The following is a 22,190-nucleotide window of genomic DNA, read 5'->3' on the forward strand; positions in this document are numbered from 1 at the left end:
CTCTTCATATCAGAATTTCCGGAGTGAACTTCATTAACTTGGGATTTGTCAATATTTCGGGCGCGCATAGAACTGAGGCAGACTCATGCCGGACCCGGAAAACCGGGGCGGCTTTCCAGCAGCAGGGAGATATTTATGCGTACTGGAACACTGACCCTCAAATCCATCCTCGGCGCCGCGGCCCTAGCCCTTACCCTTGCGCCCGGAGCGCAGGCGGACCTTCTGTCCGATATCAAGGAGCGCGGCGAGTTCGTGGCCGGCACCGAAAGCCGCTTCCCGCCGTTTGAATTTGTCGAAGACGGCAAGATCGTCGGCTATTCCGCCGATATCATGACAGAGATCATGAAGGACCTGCCGGGTGTTGATTTCAGACGCCTGGACCTGCCGTGGCAGGGTATCCTCTCCGGTCTGGAAGCCGGTAAGTTCGACTACGTGGTGACCTCGGTGACGATTACCGCTGAACGCTGGGATCGATACAACATGTCCCGCCCCATTGCCGACGCCACCATGGCGGTAATGAAGCTTAAACGTACCGACGGAATTGAAACCCCGGAAGAAATCGCAGGCCATGCGGTCGGCACCCAGGCGGGCACTGTGCATCAGGCGACGCTGGAGGAATATTCCAAGACGCTGGGCACGCCGATCACCATCAAGACCTACGTGGATTATAACGAGGCCTATGCCGACCTTGCGGCAGGCCGCATTCAAGCGGTGGCCAACAGTCTGCCGAACCTGCTGGAAGCGCAGCGCGCGCGGCCCGAACTGTTCCAGGTGGTCGGCGGCACAATTGGCCCCAAAAGCTATTACGGCTGGGTGGCCCGCAAGGACGCAGACAGCGCCTCGCTGGCGGAGTTCATGAACGCAGGCCTCGAAAAACTTCAGATGAACGGCAAGCTGGCCGAGCTGCAGACCAAATGGTTCGGCGCCCCGATGTCGCTGCCAGAAGGCGCGCCGCAGCGCCCCGAGCACTGATCGCCTAGGGCCCTAGGACTCAAAGATAATGAACTCCCTCCTGTCCATCCTCAGCGACCATTGGGATGACCTCCTGAGGGGGGCGGCCTATACCGCCTCCCTTTCGCTGGTCTCCATAGTGCTGGGGATCTTTGTCGGCCTGACCCTGTGTTTCGGGCTGATCTCGGTAAATCCGGTGATCCGGATCGCCTCGAAAATCTACCGCAGCATCTGGCGCGGCACGCCGCTTCTGATCCAGCTGCTGATCATCTTCTATTTTCTGCCGATGGTGGGTATCGGCGTGCCCCCCCTGGCCGCAGCCGTCATTGCGCTGACCATGAACACCGCCGCTTTCCAGGCCGAGATCTACCGTGGCGGGCTGACGGCCATCCCTCGGGGCCAGGTGGAGGCCGCGCGGATGTTGGGCATTTCCACCTTCACCATCCGCAAGAACATTCTGGTGCCCCAGATGTTCCGCTTGGTGCTGCCCTCGCTGGTCAATGAAACCATCTCGATCCTGAAAAACTCCTCGCTGATCTCAGTGATCGCGGTGACCGAGCTGTTGCGCACCAGCCAGCAGGTGGTCGCCACCACCTATCGCCCGTTCGAAGTTTATTTCTTGGCGATGCTGATGTTTCTGATCATGACCGTCAGCCTGGCTGCCTTGGGCCGCTATTTCGAGCGCCACCTCGGCAAGAGCGAGAAGAAGCTGGCCCATGCAGTTTGATTTCGACCTTGTTCTGAAGTACCTGCCGCTCTTGCTGCAGGGGGCGATGACCACGCTGATCATCTGCGGCCTGGCGTCCGTTCTTGCTATGGGGCTGGGGCTGCTTGCAGCCCTTGGGCTCCTGTCCCGCTGGGCCGTGCTGCGCGCCGCCTGCCGGATTTATGTGGAGGTGGTGCGCGGCACGCCGATCCTGATCCTTCTGTTCCTGATGTACTACGGCGGGCCGTCCATCGGCCTCACGTTCTCGGCCGAGGTGGTCGGCGTAGGCGGGCTGGGAATTTACGCGGGTGGATACTTCGCCGAGATCTTCCGCTCCGGCTTCCAGTCGATTCCGCACGGGCAGATCGAAGCGGCCCGGATGCTGGGCATCGGCCGCGCCATGGTCATCCTGCGCATCCGCATTCCGCAGATGTTGATGCTGATCGTGCCGCCGCTGACCAACCAGCTGGTGCTGCTGGTGAAGGAATCGGCCGTGCTGTCGATCATCACCGTGGCCGAACTGACCAAGAACACCACCCAGATGGTCAACGAGACCTTTGCCACCATGGAACCCTATCTGACCGCCGCCGCAATCTACTGGATCCTGATCGAAGGCATTGCCGCCGCCGGCGCCTGGGTTGAAAAGAAGGTGAAACACTGATGTTTGAACAACCTGTTACAGCCACTCCCGCGGTTTCCGTTAAGGGGCTGCACAAGCGGTTTGGCCAGCTGGAGGTGCTGAAGGGCATCGACCTGGAGGTCAGCTCGTCGGAAGTGATCTGCATCATCGGCCCCTCTGGATCAGGCAAGAGCACGCTTCTGCGCTCTATGGCCTTCCTTGAAGTCTATGACGAAGGCCATGTGCTGATCGAGGGCCGGCTTCTGGGCTACAAGGACGGCCCGGAAGGGCGCAAACCTGCCTCTCCAAAAGAAACCGACGCGGTGCGCGACTGCGTCGGGATGGTGTTCCAGCAGTTCAACCTCTGGCCGCATATGACGGCGCTCGGCAATGTTTCCGAAGCACTGCGCGTGGTGCAGAAGATGAGCAAGGCCGAGGCCGAAAAGATCGCGCTGGAGAACCTCGCCAAGGTCGGCATGGAGGCCAAGGCGCAGAACTACCCCAGCCAGCTGTCCGGCGGCCAGCAGCAGCGCGTCGCCATTGCCCGCGCCACCGCCAAGGCGCCGCGCATCATGTTCTTTGACGAACCGACCTCGGCCCTGGACCCGGAACTGGTTGGCGAGGTTCTGACCGTGATGCAGCAGCTCGCCAAGGGCGGCATGACCATGGTGATCGTGACGCATGAGATGGGTTTCGCCGCCCGTGTCGCCGACCGGGTGGTGTTCATGGACCAGGGTGTGGTGGTCGAGCACGGCCCCCCGGCGGAACTGTTCGAGAACCCGCAGAGCGCACGCCTGAAGCAGTTTCTGGAAACCTGGAACGAACGTTCCGGCGGCTGACGCCCGCCGGTCTGACCAAAACATGCCCCGGACGAGGGCGGATAACTATCGGAGTTGAAATGAGCACTAAAGAGATGTCCTTCCAGCCGGTTTCGGCGATGGAAGTGCCACGGTTTGCGTCCATCCCGACATTTATGCGGCTGCCGCATGTGGAGCTGAGCAATGAGGCAATTCCGCAAGTGGACATTGGCCTTGTCGGCGTGCCCTGGGACGGTGGCACCACCAACCGCCCAGGCGCGCGCCACGGCCCGCGCCAGCTGCGCGACTATTCCACCATGATCCGCGCCATGCACCCGGTATCCAAGATAAAGCCTTTCGAAGCCGCGAACTGCGCCGATCTGGGCGACTGTCCAGTGAACCCGGCCGACACCATGGACACGCTGCAGCGGGTGACGGATTACTTTCACCAGGTGAAGGCCAAGGGCGTGGTGCCGCTGACGGCGGGAGGCGATCACATGATCTCGCTTCCCGTGCTGCGCGGGCTGGCCTCGGACGGGCCGGTGGGGATGATCCATTTCGACGCCCACACGGATCTGTTCGACGAGTATTTCAACGGCTGCAAATACACCCACGGCACCCCCTTCCGCCGCGCCATCGAGGAAGGCCTGCTGGACCCCAAGCGGATGATCCAGATCGGCATCCGCGGCACCCGCGGCGGCGATGACGTGGAATGGGGCATCGAGCAGGGCATCCGTATCGTCACCATCGAAGAGTTCCACGACGTCGGCCTGGATCACATCATGGAAGAGGCACGTGGCATTGTCGGCCAGGAGCCGGCCTACGTGACCTTCGACATCGACTGCATCGATCCCGCCTTTGCACCCGGCACTGGCACGCCGGAAATCGGCGGCTTCACCACATTTGAAGCCCAGAAAATGGTCCGCAAGCTGCAGGGCCTGAACCTGATCGGCGCGGACCTGGTCGAAGTCTCGCCGCCTTTTGACCCGGAGGGAGGAACCGCATGGGTTGGCGTGTCAATCATGTTTGAGTTGCTTTGTGTGCTTGCAGGCCAAGCGGCTCACGGAAAATGACGAATGGCAAGCCGGTGCCATTGACGGTGGGAAATTGCTGAATGCTATGGCACTGGCTTGTAGATATCGCACACTTCCGGCGGAGGCTTTTTCGTACTCTGCCTTTGCGTCTTGGAACGTAACTCAGTTTGGATTCCTGCGCATCCATATCAGCGATGTGTCTGACGCCAGCGCTTATGGGGCCAAATAGGGCAATTTGATAGGAGAGTGTTTCTGGCTCATCGTGACCACCGAGGAGTGGACGATGAGAAAGACAACCAAGAGCCCCGGCGAGAAGATCGTCAAAGACATAAAGCGGGCGACCCACAAGCAGTATTCTTCGGAAGAGAAGATCCGGATCGTCTTGGACGGCCTGCGTGGGGAAGACAGTATTGCTGAGCTTTGCCGCCGTGAGGGCATTTCCCAGGGCGTTTACTACAAATGGTCAAAGGACTTCATGGAAGCTGGCAAGCGGCGTTTGGCTGGCGATACCGCCCGTGCGGCGTAAGCGTTGCATCTGACCCCTTCCTGTAGACCTTCCCATAGTTGGCGAGCAAACATACAGTGGCGCTGCGCGCCACCAGAAACTAATCTTCATTCCATTTCAAAGCCTTATGTCATGCTTGGGAGCGCCAGAGACACGTTCATTAGCCGAACCTCTCTGGAAATCTCTGGTGCTGCAAGCTCCGGAAGGGCAGTGATAGACAATCATGCCGGCCCTATCGGAGGTGTGGATCGGGCACCGGGAATACTGTGCTTGGTGAATGAATACGCCATGTTCGAGGCCACTTGGCAACGCTGCCGTGTTCACTGGATACGCAACGCCCTCGCGCATGTGTCCCGCGGCCAGAACACGGTCGTTGCCGCGGCAACCCGGCAGGCCGTCGATCAGCCGGACCGCGCATCCGCCGGGGGCACCTGGCGCCGCGTGGCCGACCAGCTCCGCGGGCGATGGCCCAAGCTGGCCGCTCTTATGGACGAAAGCGAGCACGATATGCTGGCTTATTTGGCCTTTCCGCGCCAGCACCGCACCAAATTGCATAGCACCAATCCCATCGAACGCTTGAACAAGGAAGTGAAGCGGCGCGCAGATGTCGTCGGGATCTTTCCGAACGAGGCGTCCATCATCCGCCTGATCGGCGCAGTGCTGTTCGAGCAGAATGACGAATGGCAGACCGCCAGCCGCTACATGATGGTCGAGGCCTTCGCCGAAATCGACGCAGAGGAGACCGATCCCATTCTCAGCCTATCATCCCAAGCCGCCTGACCATGACCTCAGGCCATCCGGGAAATTACACCAGCTTGACGGACGTGACCCCGCGCATGCCGCAGAGCGGCCAGCTGTGTGTGGCAGCGGCCGCCGTCAATCTGCGAGATCACGCATAACGGCCCGCCCAGCACTAGCTGGGCGGGCGGGAGCTACTCCACTTCAGAGATACTATCCTTCGATGCTGTAGCGGCCCCTTGGACAGTTCCAAGGCAGAAGCTTTTCATACTGCGAACGTGGGTGCCCTATGGCCATTTGCTCGAACACCCAAGTGAGATAGGCATAGGGTTCAACACCGTTCAGTTTACATGTGCCGATCAGGCTGGCCATAACAGCCCAGTTGCGGCCGCCGACCTCTGAACCTGCAAATAGGGCGTTTTTACGCAGAAGGGCAATCGGTCGAATGGTGTTTTCAACGGCATTGCTGTCGATTTCGATCCGCCCGTCAGACAGGAACATGCTGAGGCCTGTCCATAGTTTAAGCGTATAGGTCACTGCCTGTCCCAATGTCGATTTTACTGAAACGCGCCCGGATATTTTCTGGAGCAGCTGTGCAAGCTTATCCATCAATGGCGCGGTTCCCAACTGCCTGGCTGCACATCTTGCAGAGGCTGGTTGAGACTTAAGCCTGCGCTCGATTTCATACATAGCGTTGATCAACTCAATGACCTCCATCGCCTGGCCTGATTTTGTCGCCTTATGAACGTCCAGGAATTTGCGGCGCACGTGCGCCCAGCAATAGGCGAGTGCAAGCGGGCCGCCGTTGCGCTGCTCTCTTCGCAAGCGGTTGTATCCCGCGTATCCATCAACCTGGAGAGCACCGTTGAAGCCGGTCAGTATGTCCTCAGCATGTTGGCCTTTGCGCGACTGCTTAAAATGGAAGACAACACCCGGCGGTGCATTCCCCTTCCATCGGCGGTCGTCCCGGCACAGCGCCCAAACATAACAGGTCTTCGTCTTTCCGCTCCCAGGCGCCAACTGCGCCAGCACGGTTTCGTCCATGAACAATTTCGAACTTGCTTTCAGATCCCTATTCATCACGTCGTAAAGAGGTAGAAGTGCGTCAACAGCCTGATCCATCAAACGGGACATTGTCGAACGGTGCAGTTTCACGCCTGAACGCATGAATATCTGCTCCTGCCTGAAGTTCGGCAGAAAGTCCGCAAATTTGCTGACTGCCAGCCCCGCAATCAACCGGTCGTCGAAACAGGTTTGATCGAAGGCGCGCTTCGGAACCGGAGCCTGTTTGAAGCGATCGCATACGTGGCAGACATATTTGGGGTAATGCTCTTCAATCACACGGATCTCGGCAGGCTTGTAAGTCAACCGTTTGATGACCTGTTCTCCAAGCAAACGCATGCCACATCCGCAATTACAGACCGCTCCATCGGAAGGTTCGACGATGCGTATGTCTTTGGGCAAATGGCTCGGGAACTCAATTGCCTGACGCCCTAGCATTCCGCGTGGTTTGGGTTTAACGTCTTCAGTTTGCGCGATCTCTGCATTCCCGTCAGCCATCCCGGCTTGGAAACAGGAGGCAGAATTGGCTGGTGCAGCTTTGCCCCCCGTCTTTCTATTTCCCGGTAGCTTCTCACTCTTCTGCCCAAACTGCATATCCTGCAACTTGCTGAGCTGGGCGCGCAGCAGCCGGTTATTGGCCTTCAGTACTTTGATCTCAGCTAATGACGTGGAAATCCTCGCGTCCTTGACGGTAATCACATCTTGAGGTTCGAGTTCGCGTGCCCGGTCTGCTTCAGCGATGGCGGCGGCCAGCTTCGCAACATAGCTTTCCGGGTGCCTGGCGAGCTCGGCGCAGGCAGTCTGTATATCTTTCATAGAAATGCACCCCGTGTCCGCTGTGCACACAGCTTGTCAGGTCGCGCCCAGCGGACCGGGCGCGAAGTCACTTGCGTTCTGATGCGGGTGATGGGATGAAGTAAGCAGCAATCGTGTACCAAACGATTTTGGGGCCCCGGCTGATCTGCAAATCCTAGGGGCCTCACTTATTTCAGCCCTGTGTGAACCTAGATCATTCTAGCTCCTCTGATTGTTCAGGGTAGATTTCAGGGGCGTTGTTGCACAAATCGTTTGAGGGATTCACTGTATGAATCCAGCCTGATAGCTGGGTGGTATGAGCAGTTGGGCGTCCACGAAGTACAAGACCACGAACTGGTCGGCTTACAATGAAGCATTGCGGCAGCGTGGATCGCTGACGATCTGGTTTGATCCAGGCATGGAGTGGAAGCCTCCGCCGACCGGGAAGCGTGGGAGGCATCCGAGTTTCAGCGATGCGGCGATCCAGACGTGCCTGACAATGAAGGTGCTGTTCGGAATGCCGTTGAGGCAGACCACGGGGTTCGTGCAGAGCCTGCTGCAGCTGGTCGGGCTTGATTGGACAGTGCCGGACTTCAGCACGCTCTGTCGTCGCCAGCGAACATTGAACGTAGCCATCCCCTATCGTGGCGGCGCGGGCCCGTTGAACCTGCTGATCGACAGCACCGGCATCAAGTCCGAGGGGGAAGGCGAATGGAATGCCCGCAAGCATGGTGGCCCCAAACGCCGCATCTGGCGTAAGATACATATCGGGATCGACGAGGAAACATTGGAGGTTCGAGCGGTCGAGGTCACCGGCAGCAACATCGGTGATGCTCCCATCCTGCCAGATCTCCTGGAACAGATCTCTGCGGACGAAGTGATCGGTTCAGTGACAGCTGATGGCGCTTACGACACCCGAAACTGTCACGAGGCAATCGCTGCCCGCGGCGCTGCCGCAGTCATCCCGCCCCGAAAGAACGCCAAGCCGTGGAAGCCAACGAGCCCCGGCGCCGCAGCCCGCAACGAAGCTTTGCGCGCCTCGAAATACTTGGGTCGCGCCCTCTGGCGGCGATGGAGCGGATACCACCGCCGAAGCCGCGTCGAGGCAAAAATGAACTGTATCAAGCTGCTTGGCCAATCCCTCATGGCGCGCGATTTCGAGCGTCAGGTTGCGGAACTGCAGGTCCGTATTGCCGTGCTCAACGGTTACACCGCACTAGGCACCCCTATCACAGTGACCGCAGAATAAGTCCGTCCGGGGAAAGGGGAACTCCGCTCAGACACAGATTTGCGCAACAACGCCGATAAGACGCATCCACACGCAGATCAGACATGCGGTCCCGTTCGGAAACTGGAGGAGCTTCCAGAACCAGATGCACCAGCCCCGGGTTGATGAAGTGTTTGGTTGCCGGGACGACCGGGCCGCTGAATCCGCCGCCGCCCATGCCAAACCCAGGGGTGACTTTACGCACCATTGCGGCCAGGCGGCTGAGGTCCGCTGTAGCTATTGGAGCTGCTCCTCAACCATATCAAACAACCATTCGGCAGTCAGGCGGCGGGCTTCGGTTAGGTCATAGGCCGCTTGGTGTTCAAATCCGCTGTCTGTCGCGACTGACATGGGGCCTGATACGTAGCGGCCGGAGCCAGCATGGACGGTCCCGTCGCCGGCTGCTTCCGGCGGCTGAAGCTGGTACCGGGTATCAGCAGCAAAGGTAGGAGCGCCGCCGTAGAGAGGTGCAGGGTGAACAAAATATTGCCCCCACTCAATCTGGCCGCGGCCATCGCTTTGTCTGATCGCATCGGAAGCAGGGCTGTCCTGCCGCCCGGATTGCTTCCATTCGATGTGATCCCAGGCCGGGTGGCTGGTGTCGCTGGCGTAAAACATCCGGGTGTTCGGATGAAATGCACTGGGGCCGAGCTTGGCGTGGAAGGACATTGCTTTTCTTAACTGAAGTTGAAAACTCTCGAATGTTTTTCGACTATTTTCACCTGGATTTAGGTGCTCGATTTCTATTAGTTTCCACCAATCGCTTTGGTTGAGGTAAATTTCGACATACGGATTGGAGGCCGGTTTTGAACAGATATTGGCACCAGTCCTGCCGGTGACACGCAGCCAGTCCGTCCTGCCATCGGTGCCTTTGTGAAACTGATTGGGCAATAGTTCCAGAACACCGGGCATATTCGCGGCAGTTGCGGTGGCTTCCTGCTGATTGGCGCCCAGAACCCAGCGCTCAACGGTTCCCTGCACTCCGCTGCCTTCGAAACCGGCAACAATTCGCTTGTAGGCTGCCGGTGCGCCCTCGCAGGGCAAGGCGCCATGGATGACGCCGTGTACCTTGCCGGCGCCGCCGTGGATTTGGGTATAGGCCCTTGAAACAAGCCCGCCCATGGAGTGGGTCACGATGACAGGCTTCAGAACAAGAACATCTGTACCCTGGTATTTCTGTTCTGTCTCCGCAACTGCCCTATCGACCGTCTCGCCAAGTTTTTTACCTGAGTTCAGATTGTCATCCGTCCAGTTGTATGGGTGCGCCCAGGCCTCATAGTGCAGGTTGAAGCAACCCTTCGGGACCTGGCCGGCCGCGGGGGTTTCCGCCGTCAGATCCAGCCACATCATGAAGCTTGCATAGGAGCCTTGCATCAGACCGCCCCAGCCCCGGTCGATACGCTCCTGTGTCAGCGCACCGCCAACTGTGCCGGGATCGACTTCGAGGTAATCCGGTGAAAACGGCGCGCCTTTCGGTCCAATCATTGCTGCGCGCTTGTCTTTTGGGCCTTTCCGGGCAAGTGATAAGGCGTTCCTCATAGAATCTTGCGGTTCCCAGACCACAGCTTTTGACTTTTTATTCCGTAGCCTGCTCCCCATGATGCCGGGCACGAAGATAATTGGCATGGCCACCGGAGGCGGGCACGCTTGAACAGAAGAATGAGCCATAGTTACTTTTTGATCCGAACCGACTGAATGAGAGTGTCCCAGATGTGATCAGCGTCCTTGCGCGTGAAAGGCGCTGAACCAAAGTCTGCTCGTCTGTCAAAAAAACTCAGGTCAATACTGTAGCCAAAGTCATTTTGAGACGCTTGTTGCCCAACTGTAGCGTAGAAAAAATGCTCCGAACCATAGTCCTTTGCGACACGCCCGCGTAAACCGGCGATTTCGATCGGGTCACCAATGTTACTTTCCGCACCCTCCAATTCGAGCTTTGCCTCGCCTGGCGGTACAATCGTCAAACCGACTTCAATGCCCACAATACTGCCCGGCATGCGGAATAGCGCCCCCATAGATTCTCTCCCCTGTGGTAGGTTAAGGAATGCATGCTCGAGGCAAGTGCCCTCGCCAGCCGGTATGTCGCCTGCGGTGCGAGGGTGGATAGCATCTGCTACAGCTTGAATGTCGGATCGCGCGGCATCGGCGTTCCCGTTATCCATTGACGTTTCCAAGTGAAAAATTGTGCCCTCTGACGAGACATAAGTTTCCTCGCGCCAAGGTTCCTGCGGCTGAAACCCGCCATCTGTCCAGTCGATCAGCATACTGACCGTCCGCAATGCCCCTATTCGGCCGACATCCCGGTACAGCATTTTAACGGTATCAATGCTGACCTCGCCATTGCGGAGAGCCCGCACCCGCTCCTCATAGAGCCGCTCCGCATCCCGCTCAGTTCCGGGTCCGATACGTTCAATTCGCGTTTCCCGCACCGTTCCATCGTGGCGCAGCACTTCAAACTCCTCCGGCACTTCGACCAGCAGGCGTCCGATGCAGTGTGTTTTTGTCTTCCCTGTTTCAGCCATTGCCATGCTTCCCAATAGAGTGAACGCTGTCAGCCACAGAACCAGAGGCCGTAACTTGCGCTGAATTATCATACTTTTCCCTCAATCATTTGGTTCAATGGAGGAACCTGCTCCCCATAATCGCGGAGGCCTAAAAGATCTGCTTGGCCACCGGAGGCGGGCAGGCTTGAGCAGATGAATGAGCCATTGATCATTTCTTCACTTGAATGCTGCCGGTAAAGCTCTCCCAAAAGGAGCGGGCTTCTTCACGGGTGAAGGGCGGTGACCCGGTCTCTTTCCGGCTGTCAGAATACTCCAGGGTAATTTTGTACCCTGGACGGTCCGCGCCAGGTTGCTGTCCAACTATGGCTGAGAGGTTTACTGGCCCGTCCCACAACCTCAGTTCCTTGCCTTCAAATCCTGCGATACGCACCGGTTCGCCGTCTGTTCCCTGGATGGCGCTGAAATCGAGGGTGCCGTTGCCGGGATCTCGAACTGAAGTGGAGACCCGCAGCAAAATCGCGCGTTCGCTGGCGTGAACGAAGGTTGCACCGATTTGCTCGTTTCCAGGCGCCAGCGCAAAGAAAGAGTTTTCAAGGCAGGTGCCCTCGCCAACGGATATTTCACCCTGTGCCCGGGGGCGGATGGCGTTGGCGACCAAGCTCAAACTCCGGCGGTGGCTGGCAAGTCTCTCCTCGCTAGCAACTCCATACAGGCGAAAGATGACCCCTTCAGACAGAACAAAAGCCTCTTCGTCCCAGGGTTCGGATATTTGTACGCCCATAACGGAAGTATCCAGAATGCTCTTGATACCGGTCACACCATTCAGATCTTCCGTCCCAAGAAAAATTTTGGGGTCACCGGCCTCGATCACCTCCTTGTTGCGCAAGGCACGGACTCTATCGGCAGTAATTTGCTGGAGATCCCGCTCGTCCCCCGGTCCGATACGCTCGACCCTCCGCGCACGCACCGTTCCATCGTGGCGCAGCACTTCAAACTCCGTCGGCACTTCGACCAGCAGGCGTCCGATGCAGTGTGTTTTTGTCTTCCCTGTTTCAGCCATTGCCATGCTTCCCAATAGAGTGAGCGCTGTCAGCCACAGAACCAGAGGCCGTAACTTGCGCTGAATTATCATACTTTTCCCTCAATCATTTGGTTCAATGGAGGAACCTGCTCCCCATAATTGCGGAGGCCTAAAAGATCTGCATGGCCACCGGAGGCGGGCAGGCTTGAGCAGATGAATGAGCCATTGATCATTTCTTCACTTGAATGCTGCCGGTAAAGCTCTCCCAAGAGGAGCGGGCTTCTTCACGGGTGTAGGGCGGTGACGCGGCATCTTTCCGGCTGTCAGAATACTCCAGGGTAACTTTGTACCCGGGACGGTCCAAACCAGGTTGCTGTCCAACTATGGCTGAGAGGTTTATTGGCCCGTCCCACAACCTCAGTTCCTTGCCTTCAAGTCCTGCGATACGCACCGGTTCGCCGTCTGTTCCCTGGATGGCGCTGAAATCGAGGGTGCCGTTGCCAGGATCGCGAACTGAAGTGGAGACCCGCAGCAAAATCGCGCGTTCGGTGGCGTGAACGAAGGTTGCACCGATTTGCTCGTTTCCAGGCGCCAGCGCAAAGAAAGAGTTTTCAAGGCAGGTGCCCTCGCCAGCCGGCATGTCGCCTGCGGTGCGAGGGTGAATAGCATCTGCTACAGCTTGAATGTCGGATCGCGCGGCATCGGCGTTCCCGTTATCCATTGACGTTTCCAAGTGAAAAATTGTGCCCTCTGACGAGACATAAGTTTCCTCGCGCCAAGGTTCCTGCGGCTGAAACCCGCCATCTGTCCAGTCGATCAGCATACTGACCGTCCGCAATGCCCCTATTCGGCCGACATCCCGGTACAGCATTTTGACGGTATCAATGGTGACCTCGCCATCGCGGAGAGCCCGCACCCGCTCCTCATAGAGCCGCTCCGCATCCCGCTCAGTTCCGGGTCCGATACGTTCAATTCGCGTTTCCCGCACCGTTCCATCGTGGCGCAGCACTTCAAACTCCTCCGGCACTTCGACCAGCAGGCGTCCGATGCAGTGTGTTTTTGTCTTCTCAGTCTCAGCCATTGCCATGCTTCCCAATAGAGTGAACGCGGCCAGAACAAGCGGCCATGCGCTGCGCTGAAAAATCATTCCTTTCCCTCAACCAAATTCTTCAAATGCCACAGGCGGATTGCCGGGCCTTGCTCCGTTTTATGCAATATCTCTGATGCGCCCCTGTGCTTTCCGCTGAGAGACGCACGGACAAAAAGGCTGAGCGCTTCCTGCCGTTTGCCGGCAGCGGAAAAGCCAAGTTTTCTCAATGCCTTCAAAGAAGACCGCAAACTGTCTTCATTCGGCTCTGCTGCCCCCGAAGACACAAGCTCAAGCGCGGCGGCGATGTCCTGTGCATCCTGCTCTGCTTCAATTTCACAGTCAAAGGCTGCCAGGACTTCTGATGTCAGCCTTGGCGGCTTGGCCGGGACGGCCCGGTGATCCACGCAATATTTGCAAGCAGTTGCCTTGCCTGCGCCTGCCGAGATCAGGATCCATGTTTGCCCCGGGCGGCTCCCGTCATTCAGCATGGCCTCCGCCAGCTCAATCGTGTCTGCATGGGCTGCAAAAGCCTGCGCAGTTGCAGCCTCCCAGAACCGGAAGAAGAACCATTTTCCGTTTTCGTCGCGGATGCGGGTGAACTTTCTGAAGTGTTTCCAGACCGCGTCAAAATCCGCGCGGGAGCGGATGAAGATGCCGGGGTTCCTGTGCCATAGATGCAGGGTGGACAGATGGGCCGGGGCGTCCGGGATATGGGTGAACAGGGTGCGGGTGAAGCGGGCGTCGGGTGCAAGTTCGACCAGATAGGGGGCGGCATCTTTCAGCTCTTTTGCGGCCTCGCCCTGGAACAGGCAGCGGAACGGCAGCCCGCAGTTCCGGATCCCGTCGAACCCGGCGTGCAGTTTGGCGGCGTCGATCAGAGCATAGGTTTTCAAAGGCGCCGCTTCCTCTGCCGCGCCGCTGTCCGCGGCCCTGTCGGGGTCGGCTTCCGGCTGGCCGAACAGCGGTTCAAACAATGCCTCCGGCACATTTTTCAGAGGCCAGGCACCGAATTGGGCATCCAGAGGTTCGACGTCCGGGATGTCCTCGATATGAAGGCAGGGCCTCTGATCCGCGGAGGCTGCGGGTGCGGCATCGATGCCCAGCCAATAGTCGTCTTCTGGTGGAAGGCCCGGGTTCTTCAGCGGTTCCGTCATTGCAGGTTTCCAGGTCTGTTCATCGAGGTGCTGGATGCGGTGGGGAGAGCGGGGCGCGGCCTCACGGCATGACCTTGTGGTTTGGCGACCCTGTGGTGATGGTGCCGCCGATGGAGGTTGGGGAGCCGACATAGGCGATGGGACGGCCGTCGTCCGTTGACGTGGACGACCCGGCGGTGATCACCGCGCCGCAGCTGGTCTTGTCGCCGACGCGCGCGACCGGGCGGCCGTCAACGGTGGCGCTGCCGCCGCTGACGATCCGGCAGCTGCGGCATCTGGGGCAGGCGTGGGTGTCGCCGATCCGGGCTACCGGTTGCATGGAACCGTCTCCTGCGGCACTGCGAGGGTCAGGCGCACCATTCAGGTCAATCCTTCTGCTGAACGCATTCTTCGACCAGCGGCAGGCCGTCGCGGGCGGCGTTCTGCAGCGTGGGCACCTGGGCGCCGCCGCTGCCGCCCATGCTGACCGCGCCTTTCAGATTGATGCTGGCAGCCTCCAGCGTGATCCCGCCCGCATCGATGGTGATCTTGCCGCCCGGGCCCTTGATGGTGAACGTCTCAAAAGCCATCAGCGTATGGCTGCGGGTGTTGTTGGTGATCGCTTCGGTCACGTTGAGGGTGGATTTCCCGAACACCGTTTCCTCGTGGTTGCGGCCGATCTGCACCAGATGGTCGGCATAGATGTCCTGCTTGTGGATATTGCCCACCACATGCACATGGTCCTTGCCGTATTCCTCCTGCTGGTTGCGGCCGACCTTGTAGAGTACGTCCTGGCCCACGGTTTCGCGCTGGTCGCGGCCCACCGACAGGGTTTCGTCCTGGCCGACGCTTTGGGTCCGGTCACGCCCGATGGCATTGTTCTCATCGCGGCCGATGGTCTTGGAGCGGTCATTCTCGATGACAATCTCCTGGTCCTTCTGGCCGTGCATATATATCTTTTCCTGATCCCGCTCGTCCTCGAAGGTCAGCTCGTTGAAGCCGCTGCCCTTGTGGGTATCCGTCTTGAACACGGATTTGGTCTTGTGCTGCGGCAGCGGGTAGGGCGGCTTGTTGCGGCCGTTGTAGACGCAGCCGGTGACCAGCGGCTTGTCGGGGTCGCCTTCCAGGAACTCGACCACCACTTCCATGCCAATGCGCGGGATGACCATGCCGCCCCAGCCCTGGCTGGCCCAGTTCTGGCTGACCCGGCAGCGCATCGAATACGCCTTCTCCAGGTCCCAGTGGAAATGCACCAGAATGCGGCCGTGCTCGTCGCAGTCGATCTCGCCGTCGCCGACAACCACCGCGGTCTGCGGCCCCTGCACCACCGGCAGGGGCGTCACCCGCGGCGGCACCATCGGCGCGGTCAGCGGCATCAGCCGGTAATCGGCGGTGAAGGGGCGGGCGGCGGACACACCCTCGCGGTTGGAGCCGTAGCTTTGGCTGACAAAGGAATAGCGCGCCCAGAGGCAGAGGTGTTTGGCGCCATCCCCCGGCACCGCATCGCCGCCCGCCAGCGGCACCACGCCGCCCGGCCGCAAGCCGGTGATGTCGCCGCTGGCGAACTGGCGGGCGTCATGGCCGCGCTCCTCTGCGCAGCGCAGCTGCGCCACCGTCTTGCCCCGCCCCAGATCCAGGTAGCCGCCGGGATAATCATAGGCTTCCAGCTGGCCTTCGGCATATTGCGCATCGCCGATGCGGTCGCTTTCCATCGCTGCCATCGGAGTCTTGAAGTTGTAATCGGTGAGCCGGGTTGCCCCCGTCGTCAGCCGCCGCTCGGGCCCCCAGGCCCAGAAATGCTCGCCTTGGGCACCCTGGTTCTGCGCCGCGCCGTAATAGGGGCGGGCCGGGATTTCGGCGTGGTTCAGCACATCATCCGTCAGCACCAGCGTGTGGCTGGCCTCCTGGTGGCGGATGTGAAAGGAGATCCCGAAACGCTCCATCAGGCGGCGGGCGAAATCCAGGTCGCTTTCCCGGTACTGCACCGTGTACTCCAGCTCCGGATAGTCGTTGCTCAGGGCAATCTCCAGATGCGGGTTGCCCAGATGGCCGTAGTCCGCCAGCAGTTCCTGCAGGATCTCTACCACGGTTTTGTTATGAAAGATCCGCTGGTTGCGCCGTTTTCCCGCGAGCCAGAACCAGGGCCGGAGCCGCAGATCATAGCGCCAGCCGTTTTCGCCCGGGCCTTTCCAGCGGGCCTCGGTGATGATGCCGTCAAACAGCGCCGGGCCTTCGGCGCCTGCGATCGTGACCGTGGCATGGGTGCCCAGGAGCGCATCGAAATCGAGATCATCCCGCGTGGCCAGCGCCTCGACCGAATAGTCAAACAGCCCATTCAGCGCCTCGGTCCCGTCAAAGCGCATCAGCACCAGCGCTTCCGGCCCCAAAACGGTTGTCAGCCGCCCCAGCCGGGCGTCCTGCACAAATGCGTTCATCAAATAAAACCCTTAAAAGTTGTGCCGGACACTACGGGTTTCCGCGCAAGGGTCAAGAGACACGCAGCCCGCAGCAAGGGGGAATTCCGGGCATCTGCGGCAGGTGCGCAGAAGCAGTTCCCGGCCGCGTACCGGGAGGGGCGCAGATCTTAAAAATGGACCGATACTAGGCTCAGGATCTGTAATTTGCAGAGCTCGGCGGTGTTTCCCTTGAGGGTTTCAAGGATCTGTCCGCACTGATTGCTGTGAGGCGATCGTGCTGTATCGGGTTTCACAAGGCCGAACGTTGCATTGACTCAAAGCGGGCTCCTGGGCCCATCCGGTAACCTTCGCATATCGTTCGTCCCTGCGTTCCCTCTCGGGACACCGCCCTCGGATCAGCTGTCCGGCTTCACCGCTGGCAAATGATTTCTATCTCACCTTACGCTTCGAACAAAGTGCCGTCACGCAGCATCGCGTGCATGATAACGGCCAGCCGCCTGGCAAGCGCCACGCGTGCCTTTCTCAGACCTCGGCGTTTGGCGATCTTCTGGGCCCAGGTTTTGAGGGCGAAGTTGCCACGACTGCGCGTCAGGATCGAGTTGGCCGCTTCGTAGAGCAGCTTGCGAACCAGGCTGTCGCCCTGTTTGGTGATGCGTCCTGTCCAGTCGATTTCCCCGGATTGGTGACGCCTGGGGACCAATCCGAAATAGGCGCCTGCGGTGCGGGATTGCCGGAAGCGGTCAGCTTGATCGATGGCCGCCGCGAAAGCGGCGGAAGTTTGAACGCCGACGCCGGGGATGCTCATAAGCTGCCTGCAGGCCGATGATTGGTGAGCGAACTCACGCAAGACCCGATCCAGTTGCCTGATCTGTTCCACCAATCCGGCTCTGGCGGCGACCAGCGCTGTGATGCTCTGGCCAAGACCCGGTATATCTGCAGCAGTCATCACCCGGTCGATGAACGACTTGCCCTGACCGGGGCCGGGTTTGAACCCGAAAGTTGCACATATACCTCGGATCATGTTGTCGAGCCGCACCCGGGCTTCGACGAGATGGCTGCGCGTCGCGATGACGCTGCGCAGGCCATAGGCGGCCGCAGATTTGACATGCACTTCCTTGTAGAAACCTGTCCTGGCAAGTTGCGCCAGCCCGGCTGCGTCATGCGGGTCAGTCTTGTTCGCCTTTAGTGCCTTTAGGCTCTGATGCGCCTGCCGTGCGTCGATGCACACGACGGGAACGCCGAGAGCTCGCAAGCCGTGGCAGATTGCCGGCGACATGCGGCCGGATTCGATAACCGCTCGCTCAATGTCGCCGACTCGATTTAACGCGCATGCGATCTGGTCAGGCGCGCTCTCGACCTTCATCGAGGTTACTTTCCCACCGTTTTCATCGACGATGCAAACCTGCGTGCTGTCCATCGACAGGTCCAGTCCGGCATAGTGTTTCATTGTGGCTTCATCCTACTCAGGAGTTGAAGCCTCCGGCAAACCCGGTGCGGTTCAATCTCCGAGAAGCCATTGGACGTCAGGCAGACCACTCAGCAGCGCCTTTGCACCGGTGTAATCACTGACCTGTCCGGCCGTCACGAACTGGTTCAGTGGACGCCCTTGGCTGTCACAGATTGCGTGCAGCTTAGTGTTCATGCCGCCCTTAGTGCGCCCGATCAGGCGCCCGCGCCCCCCTTTTCAACCCCAAGACTGGAGGCCGTGCGGTGTGCTTTCAGGTAAGTTGCGTCGATCATCACGGTCTTTTCCTCACTGTGTTCAGCAGCCAGACCGGTCATCATCTGGGCAAAGATGCCTTTGTCGCTCCACCGCTTCCAACGATTGTACAAGGTCTTGTGCGGGCCGTAATCTTTGGGCGCATCACGCCAGCGCAAGCCATTGCGATTGATGAAGATAATTCCGCTCAGAACACGCCGGTCATCAACACGCGGCTTACCGTGGGACTTCGGAAAATAGGGCCCAAGACGGGCCATCTGCGCGTCCGTCAGCCAGAAAAGATCAGACATATCACTGCTCACTTTTCGAACCGTGACTCACGCCATCCACCGGAAATCAATGGCTCCTGACCCTAGAAAACAACAAGCAACGCGGTGCGGTAGGAATTCAATCTCAGCCGCACAGGCTTCCTGAAGGCCCTCTAGGGCCTTCAGGAAGCCTGGAACCTTCTTAGCCCACAGCTCACCGTGCTCATGGCGAGAACAGCTAGCCGGAGCGGCAATCATGAAAAAGCCCGTAGAGCGAGAACCCCTGTGATCAACCCTGACAAGAGGATTTCGCAGCTTTCAGTATCCGCCTCACCCGTAGCGTGTGCGAGAAACAAAACTATGGGCAATTTGCGCAAAAGTATGGGTCTAAAACACGCTTTTGGGCGATCCTACAAAGTTCTCAGAAGTCCAAGTTCTCCACACTGAGTGCGTTTTTCTGGATAAACTCCCTGCGCGGTTCCACTACGTCGCCCATCAGTTTGGTGAACAGATCATCCGCCTCGACCATATCATCGATGCGCACCTGCAGCAGGGTCCGCGCGTCCGGGTCGAGGGTGGTCTCCCACAGCTGGTCGGGGTTCATTTCACCGAGCCCCTTATAGCGCTGCAGGGTAAGACCTTTCTCGCCCTCCTCCAGGATCGCCTGCAGCAGACCAAGCGGCCCATGAATGATCTGGCTGCGGTCGCGGCGGACCAGCTGCGCGGTGGTGCCGTAGACCTCCTGCAGGCTCTGGGTGAAGCTGCCGGTCTTGCGCGCTTCGCCGGAGCGCAGCATCGGGCCGTCCAGGGTGCGCACTTCCTCGACGCCGCGCAGGATGCGGGCCAGGCGGATGCCGTGGTCCTGAGTGATCCGGCCCTGCCAGCCGCGCTCATACTCCAGCGCAATAGCGTCCAAGCGGGCGGCGACCTTGTCAGCCACGCCCTGCAGGTCGGAATCCACAGCGCCGGGCACAAAGGCGCCGGCCACTGCGGCCTGCTCCAGGATGTGGCGCGGGTAATGGGTCGGGAAGGCATCCAGCACGCGCTTGAGCTGGCGCGCCTCATCCACCACGCGGGTAAGGTCGGAGCCGGCCATCTCAGACCCATCGCCCAGTTTCAGCACCGCGCCGTCGACGCCCTGGTTGATCAGGTAGTCGTCCAGGGCCGCCTGGTCCTTGAGGTAGACCTCTGACTTGCCGCGCGCGACCTTATAAAGCGGCGGCTGCGCGATATAGAGGTAGCCGCCCTCAATCAGCTCCGGCATCTGCCGGTAGAAGAAGGTGAGCAGCAGGGTGCGGATGTGGGCGCCGTCGACGTCGGCGTCGGTCATGATGACGATCTTGTGGTAGCGCAGTTTCTCGATGTTGAATTCATCGCGGCCGATGCCGGTGCCAAGCGCCATCACCAGGTTGCCAATCTCCTGGCTGCCCAGCATCCGGTCAAAGCGCGCGCGCTCTACGTTCAGGATCTTGCCGCGCAGAGGAAGGATCGCCTGGGTCATCCGGTCCCGGCCCGTCTGGGCGGAGCCGCCAGCCGAGTCACCCTCGACCAGGAAGACTTCGGTTTTGGAGGGGTCCTTCTCGGAACAGTCCTTGAGCTTGCCGGCCAGGTAGTTCACGTCCATCGCGGTTTTGCGGCGGGTCAGTTCACGCGCCTTGCGGGCGGCCTCGCGGGCCAGCGCGGCCTCGACGATCTTGCCGACGATCTGCTTGGCTTCGTTGGGGTTTTCCTCGAACCATTCGGCCAGTTTTTCGCCCAACAGGCTTTCGACCACCGGGCGCACCTCGGAGGAGACCAGCTTGTCCTTGGTCTGGCTGGAGAATTTCGGGTCCGGCACCTTGACCGACAGAACACATGTCAGCCCTTCGCGGGCGTCGTCACCGGTGAAAGAGACCTTCTCCTTCTTGGCGATCCCCGACGTCTGCGCGTAGTTGTTGATGGTCCGGGTCAGCGCACCGCGGAAGCCCGCCACATGGGTGCCGCCGTCGCGCTGGGGGATGTTGTTGGTGAAAGGCAGCACGGTCTCGTGGTAGCTGTCATTCCACCACATGGCGATCTCGACGCCGATGTCGTCCTTTTCCCCCACGATATAGACCGGAGCCTCCATCACCGGGGTCTTGTGCCGGTCAAGGTATTTGACGAACTCCTTGACGCCGCCCTCGTAGTAGAGCTCGGCTGTGAGTTTCTCCGCCGGGCGTTCATCCTCCAGAATAATCCGCACGCCCGAATTCAGGAAGGCCAGCTCGCGCAGGCGCTTTTCCAGCGTCTCGAAAGAATACTCCAGGTTCGAGAATGTATCGGTCGACGCCATGAAGCGGACTTCGGTGCCGGTCTGGTCACCGCAATCGCCGACCACCTCCAGATGCTTGACGGTATCGCCGCGCTCAAACCGCGCCACATGCTCCTTGCCGTTGCGCCAAATGCGCAGTTCCAGCCAATCGCTGAGCGCGTTCACAACCGACACGCCCACACCATGCAGACCGCCGGAGACTTTGTAGGAGTTGCTGTCGAACTTACCGCCGGCGTGCAGCTGGGTCATGATGACTTCGGCTGCCGATACGCCTTCCTCGGCGTGGATATCCACCGGAATGCCGCGCCCGTTGTCGCTGACCGAGACACTGGAATCCGCATGAATTTTCACATTTACATGGTCAGCGTGGCCTGCCAGGGCCTCGTCGATGCCGTTGTCCACAACCTCGTACACCATGTGGTGCAGGCCCGAGCCGTCATCTGTGTCCCCAATATACATGCCAGGGCGCTTACGGACCGCCTCCAACCCTTTGAGAACCTTGATGGAATCCGCGCCATATTCTGCGGGGGCCTGCTCGTTTCCGGACATTCACATCTTCCTGTTTTAGCTTCGGGATTTTATACGAAACCTGACCAGGATTGTCACGCGCAAGCCCCCTTTTTTCTTGGCAGAATCAGGCTGCCTTGGCCCCTAACCCGCCAGCCGCAGCCAGCCAGGTTTTGACCTTGGCCTCCGGCGCGTCCGTGGCTGGCGCAAAGGTTGTAAACCGCGTTGGCTTGATGCCGACAAACCCAAGAATTTGACGGCTGATGAACTTCTTCACAGCATTGCCGTAAAACAATCGCAACAGCAGCGCGGGTGTGTCCGCTGTCAGCAGCACCCGGGCAGTCTTGCCAGTCAGCATCGGGGCCGGGAGCCCCACGAAGTTGACGTTGCGGGTATCGAAGGCCCGCCCCGGCAGAAAAGCCCTGTCAAACACTGCCTTCAGCTTGGCTGGGATGGCGCCCCACCAAAGTGGAGAGGCCACAACCACATGCTCTGCCCATTCCAGATCCTCCAAAAAGGCTGCCAGGTCCGGCTCCAAGGGTTTCGGGGCCTTATACCCGCCCTGTCCATAGTCCATGTCGAATTGCATCTGAGAAATGTCATGACAGCGTACCATATGGCCGTTCTCCTCCGCCGCGGCCTGATATGCGGCGCACAGGGATTTCGACAGGGAGGTTTGGCCGGGGTGGCCGTTCAGAATCAGGATTTTCCGGGCAGACATTTGACTCTCCTTTGGATAAGTTGACCGCGGTCACTTTATTGAATCAAAAATGACCAAGGTCAATTACA

At 59.4% G+C, this 22,190-nt stretch carries 17 protein-coding genes and 3 pseudogenes; 8 read left to right on the forward strand and 12 right to left on the reverse strand.

The genetic code is table 11. The features are described from left to right. Positions 1 to 135: 135 nt before the first annotated feature. The 7 genes and pseudogenes from K3725_RS17540 to K3725_RS17570 all read left to right on the forward strand — a co-directional run. Complete coding sequence (locus K3725_RS17540; RefSeq protein ID WP_260016539.1) at positions 136 to 972, forward strand: transporter substrate-binding domain-containing protein; 837 nt, start codon at positions 136 to 138, stop codon at positions 970 to 972. Between the two features lie 28 nt (positions 973 to 1,000). After that, positions 1,001 to 1,678, forward strand: coding sequence for an amino acid ABC transporter permease (locus tag K3725_RS17545; protein WP_260016540.1), 678 nt, complete (start codon positions 1,001 to 1,003; stop codon positions 1,676 to 1,678). Then, positions 1,668 to 2,318 carry an amino acid ABC transporter permease gene (locus tag K3725_RS17550; protein ID WP_260016541.1) on the forward strand — a complete coding sequence of 217 codons (651 nt, stop codon included), beginning with the start codon at positions 1,668 to 1,670 and terminating at the stop codon, positions 2,316 to 2,318. Before K3725_RS17545 ends, K3725_RS17550 begins: the two co-directional genes overlap by 11 nt. Next, positions 2,318 to 3,115 carry an amino acid ABC transporter ATP-binding protein gene (locus tag K3725_RS17555; RefSeq protein WP_260016542.1) on the forward strand — a complete coding sequence of 266 codons (798 nt, stop codon included), beginning with the start codon at positions 2,318 to 2,320 and terminating at the stop codon, positions 3,113 to 3,115. Before K3725_RS17550 ends, K3725_RS17555 begins: the two co-directional genes overlap by 1 nt. Before the next feature lie 59 nt (positions 3,116 to 3,174). Beyond that, positions 3,175 to 4,146, forward strand: coding sequence for an agmatinase (speB, locus tag K3725_RS17560; RefSeq protein ID WP_260016543.1), 972 nt, complete (start codon positions 3,175 to 3,177; stop codon positions 4,144 to 4,146). A gap of 244 nt (positions 4,147 to 4,390) precedes the next feature. Continuing rightward, positions 4,391 to 4,630: pseudogene (locus K3725_RS17565) on the forward strand (transposase); the annotation flags it as partial. Between the two features lie 270 nt (positions 4,631 to 4,900). Further along, a pseudogene (locus tag K3725_RS17570) lies at positions 4,901 to 5,392 on the forward strand (transposase); the annotation flags it as partial. A 171-nt stretch (positions 5,393 to 5,563) separates the two neighbouring features. Here the strand turns inward: K3725_RS17570 and tnpC are convergent. Then, positions 5,564 to 7,228, reverse strand: a complete 1,665-nt coding sequence (gene tnpC / locus K3725_RS17575) for an IS66 family transposase (protein ID WP_260016544.1) — start codon at positions 7,226 to 7,228, stop codon at positions 5,564 to 5,566. 295 nt (positions 7,229 to 7,523) lie between these two features. On the opposite strand from tnpC, the gene K3725_RS17580 reads away from it, so the two are divergent. Then, positions 7,524 to 8,456 carry an IS5 family transposase gene (locus tag K3725_RS17580; protein ID WP_260016545.1) on the forward strand — a complete coding sequence of 311 codons (933 nt, stop codon included), beginning with the start codon at positions 7,524 to 7,526 and terminating at the stop codon, positions 8,454 to 8,456. A gap of 255 nt (positions 8,457 to 8,711) precedes the next feature. On the opposite strand, the gene K3725_RS17585 is transcribed toward K3725_RS17580, so the two are convergent. The 11 genes and pseudogenes from K3725_RS17585 to K3725_RS17635 all read right to left on the reverse strand — a co-directional run bounded on the left by K3725_RS17585 (position 8,712) and on the right by K3725_RS17635 (position 22,122). Next, the gene (locus K3725_RS17585) at positions 8,712 to 9,959 is read right to left on the reverse strand and encodes a triacylglycerol lipase (RefSeq protein ID WP_260016546.1); all 1,248 of its coding nucleotides are present in this window, start codon (positions 9,957 to 9,959) and stop codon (positions 8,712 to 8,714) included. Positions 9,960 to 10,144: 185 nt separating this feature from the next. Next, positions 10,145 to 10,993, reverse strand: coding sequence for a hypothetical protein (locus tag K3725_RS17590; protein WP_260016547.1), 849 nt, complete (start codon positions 10,991 to 10,993; stop codon positions 10,145 to 10,147). Between the two features lie 190 nt (positions 10,994 to 11,183). Continuing rightward, positions 11,184 to 12,035: a hypothetical protein gene (locus K3725_RS17595; RefSeq protein ID WP_260016548.1), complete on the reverse strand. Its 852-nt coding sequence runs from the start codon at positions 12,033 to 12,035 to the stop codon at positions 11,184 to 11,186. A gap of 190 nt (positions 12,036 to 12,225) precedes the next feature. Continuing rightward, positions 12,226 to 13,143: a hypothetical protein gene (locus tag K3725_RS17600; protein WP_260016549.1), complete on the reverse strand. Its 918-nt coding sequence runs from the start codon at positions 13,141 to 13,143 to the stop codon at positions 12,226 to 12,228. Next, positions 13,140 to 14,240, reverse strand: a complete 1,101-nt coding sequence (locus K3725_RS17605; RefSeq protein WP_260016550.1) for a DUF4123 domain-containing protein — start codon at positions 14,238 to 14,240, stop codon at positions 13,140 to 13,142. The genes K3725_RS17600 and K3725_RS17605 overlap by 4 nt, the downstream gene beginning before the upstream one ends. A 61-nt stretch (positions 14,241 to 14,301) precedes the next feature. Further along, positions 14,302 to 14,559: a PAAR domain-containing protein gene (locus K3725_RS17610; RefSeq protein ID WP_260016551.1), complete on the reverse strand. Its 258-nt coding sequence runs from the start codon at positions 14,557 to 14,559 to the stop codon at positions 14,302 to 14,304. A 46-nt stretch (positions 14,560 to 14,605) separates the two neighbouring features. Continuing rightward, positions 14,606 to 16,654, reverse strand: a complete 2,049-nt coding sequence (locus K3725_RS17615) for a type VI secretion system Vgr family protein (protein ID WP_260016552.1) — start codon at positions 16,652 to 16,654, stop codon at positions 14,606 to 14,608. A 421-nt stretch (positions 16,655 to 17,075) separates the two neighbouring features. Continuing rightward, positions 17,076 to 18,083 (reverse strand): IS110 family transposase, encoded by a 1,008-nt coding sequence (locus K3725_RS17620; RefSeq protein ID WP_260016553.1) that lies wholly within the window; start codon positions 18,081 to 18,083, stop codon positions 17,076 to 17,078. A gap of 54 nt (positions 18,084 to 18,137) precedes the next feature. Next, a pseudogene (locus tag K3725_RS17625) lies at positions 18,138 to 18,646 on the reverse strand (IS5 family transposase); the annotation flags it as partial. 379 nt (positions 18,647 to 19,025) lie between these two features. Next, positions 19,026 to 21,443, reverse strand: coding sequence for a DNA topoisomerase (ATP-hydrolyzing) subunit B (gyrB, locus tag K3725_RS17630; protein WP_260016554.1), 2,418 nt, complete (start codon positions 21,441 to 21,443; stop codon positions 19,026 to 19,028). Between the two features lie 85 nt (positions 21,444 to 21,528). After that, complete coding sequence (locus K3725_RS17635; RefSeq protein ID WP_260016555.1) at positions 21,529 to 22,122, reverse strand: NAD(P)H-dependent oxidoreductase; 594 nt, start codon at positions 22,120 to 22,122, stop codon at positions 21,529 to 21,531. Between the last annotated feature and the right edge of the window lie 68 nt (positions 22,123 to 22,190).

The organism is Leisingera sp. S132 (genome assembly GCF_025144465.1).
Classification (GTDB): domain Bacteria; phylum Pseudomonadota; class Alphaproteobacteria; order Rhodobacterales; family Rhodobacteraceae; genus Leisingera.